At 70.9% G+C, this 2,662-nt stretch carries 3 protein-coding genes; 1 reads left to right on the plus strand and 2 read right to left on the minus strand.

The features are described 5' to 3' along the window. Positions 1-881 (minus strand): amino acid ABC transporter permease (locus tag NBZ85_RS30060; RefSeq protein WP_261563311.1); only part of this gene is annotated, 881 nt, incomplete at its 3' end. Continuing rightward, complete coding sequence (locus NBZ85_RS30065; protein ID WP_261563313.1) at positions 878-1,714, minus strand: ABC transporter substrate-binding protein; 837 nt, start codon at positions 1,712-1,714, stop codon at positions 878-880. The genes NBZ85_RS30065 and NBZ85_RS30060, both read right to left, overlap by 4 nt. A 292-nt stretch (positions 1,715-2,006) precedes the next feature. Between NBZ85_RS30065 and NBZ85_RS30070 the strand changes: the two genes are divergently transcribed. Further along, positions 2,007-2,662 (plus strand): substrate-binding domain-containing protein (locus NBZ85_RS30070; protein ID WP_261563315.1); only part of this gene is annotated, 656 nt, incomplete at its 3' end.

The following is a 2,662-nucleotide window of genomic DNA, read 5'->3' on the forward strand; positions in this document are numbered from 1 at the left end:
CCACCGGCGCCGGCACCAATCCCGATCCCGATCCCGATCCCGGCCCCGCGGCGGCGGGCGGAGCGGGCGGCGAGATGGTCGGTGATCCGGGTCAGCGGCACGGTGATCACGAGGAACATCAGTCCGGCGAGCACGTACGGCGAATAGTTGAAGTGCGCGGACGTGGCGATCTGCGCCGCGCGCACCGCGTCGACAACCCCGAGCACGGACACGAGGCTGGAGTCCTTCTGCAGGCTGATCGCATCGTTGAGCAGCGGCGGTATCACCCGCCGGACGGCCTGCGGCAGCACGACGCGGCGCATCGTCTGGGCGTGGGTCAGGCCCAGCGAACGGGCGGCGGCGACCTGGCTCGGATGCACCGACTCGATGCCCGCCCGGAACACCTCGGCGATGTACGCCGAGTAGGTCAGCACGAGGGCGGCGCCGCCGAGGACGAGCGGGTCGGTGGGCAGTCCGCGCAGCCGCAGGGCGGGCACACCGAAACCGACCAGGTACAGCACGAGGATGACGGGCAGGCCGCGGAACAGGTCGGTGTAGGCGGCGGCCAGCAGCCGCAGCGGCAGGAACACCGGGCCGGCCAGGGTCCGCAGCAGCGCCACCAGCAGCCCGAGGGCACCCGCCGCGGCCCCGCAGACGACGAACAGCTCAAGGTTGACGATCATCCCGTGCCGGGTGGCCGGCCAGGCCGCGGTGATCTCCGACCAGGAGAAGAACCGCTGCCGGACCCGCGGCCAGCCCGACGCCCGGGTGATCCCGACGCCCGCGGCGACGGCGACGGCGACGGTGCTGGCGGCCGCGATCACCGCCGACCGCAGCCGGGCGCGCCGCCGCAGCCGCCGCCGGGCCCGCTCACGCTCGCTGGGCTCCCAGGCGGCCGTCACCGCAGGACGGAGGCTCCCGCCTGGGAACCGAGCCACTGCTCGGTGATCCGGCGCAGCTCCCCGCTGCTGGTCAGCTGGGCGAGGGCGTCGTTGACATTGCCCACCAGCGGGTTGCCCTTCTCGAACAGCAGCCCGAACTGCTCCGGCGCCCCGGCGGTGGGGAACTGCCCGACGATCAACGAGTCGGGGATCTCGGCGGAAGTCAGCTGGAAGGCGGTCGGCAGGTCGACGACGATGCCGTCGATCGGGCCGTTCTCCATCGCGGTCTTCGCGTCGTTGAGGTCGTTGAAGACCGCCGGCTGCTGCACGGGCGCCACCTGCCTGGTGACGGCGTCGAGGCTGGTGGTGCCGACGGGGGCGCCGAGCTTGGCGCCCTTCAGCCCGGCCAGCGTGGTCACGTCGGCGATCCGCGACGTCTTGAGCGCGACGACGGCCTGGCTGACGTTGTAGTACCCGGTGCTGAAGTCGACGGCCTGCTGGCGCTGCGGGGTGATCGAGATCTCGTTGATGTCGAAGTCGAACTTCTTCGGGCCGGGCGCGAACGAGCTGGCGAACGGCTCGGTCACCCAGTGGACCTTGTCGGGGGCGAAGCCGAGCTTGGCGGCCACCGCGTAGCCGACCGCGCTCTCGAAGCCCTTGCCGTTCGCCGGCTTGCCGTCGGAGAACCACGGGGCGTAGGCGGGCGAGTCGGTGGCGATCGTCAGCTCGCCGGAGTTGACCAGGTGCAGGCCGTCCGAGGACGACCCGCCGCCTGACGAACCGGCGCAGGAGGCCAGCGCGAATGCAGCCGCGACGGCCAGGGCGAGGACGGTGAGACGCCGTGGGCGTGGCATCGGAGACCTCCGAAGATGCCCCACCGATGCGGGTGGGGCGCGCTGAGCAGGCAAGATGACGGAGTGGTGGGATCGGCACACACTACCGCCGACCAAGCCAAAGCGATCATTGGGGGCTAGTTCAGACGGTGGCTGGGTGAACTCCGCATCCGCGTCCCCGCGCCTACGTCTCCAGAAAGACTCGAACTTGGACTCGACCGGGCTGGCCTCGTGGATCATTCCCGGATCAGTGGTCCTACAGTCGACAGCCGTGGCCCGTTATGTGCAGATTGCGAATGATCTAGCCCGTCGTGTGCGATCTGGGGAACTGACGGCGGGTGCAGAGCTGCCCGGGGTACGGGAGTACGCCCGCACGCTGGGGACCACCTCGTCGACGGTGGTGCGGGCCTACCGTTATCTTGCGGATGGGGCAGTGATCACGATGGCGGACCGACGTCGGGCCCAGGTCGCCGGGGAGGGCGCCATCGCCGCGGCGCGGCTGTTGGAGCCGGGGAGGGTGTTCCGGCTGGCGGGCAGCGACGATCCGGCGTTGGGCATCCTGCTCAACCGGCTCGGTGCGGCGGTGAGGCCGGTAGGGATGCGGGGAAGCTTCCCCGGGCTGCGCGCGGTCGCGCGGGGCGAGGCCGACGGCGCGGTGATCCACCTGCGTCATCGCGACGGTGTCTACAACGAGGCCTTCGTCCGGTCGGTGCTGGGCCGCGACGAGCCGCATCTTCTGCACCTGTGGCGACGCGAGCAGGGATTGATCGTCCCGGCCGGCAATCCACGCGGGCTGACCTCCGCAGCCGGGCTCGGCAGTCTGCAGGTCGCCAGACGGGAGGTGGGAGCGGGGACACGCGCGTTGCTCGATCAGCTGCTTCTCGTCGAAGGGACCGCTCCTGACACGGTCGCCGGGCCGGAACTGTCCTCACATATGGAGATCGCGTTCGCGGTTGCCCTGGGTATCGC

This window comes from Frankia tisae (genome assembly GCF_025403405.1).
In the GTDB taxonomy this organism is placed as follows: domain Bacteria; phylum Actinomycetota; class Actinomycetes; order Frankiales; family Frankiaceae; genus Frankia; species Frankia tisai.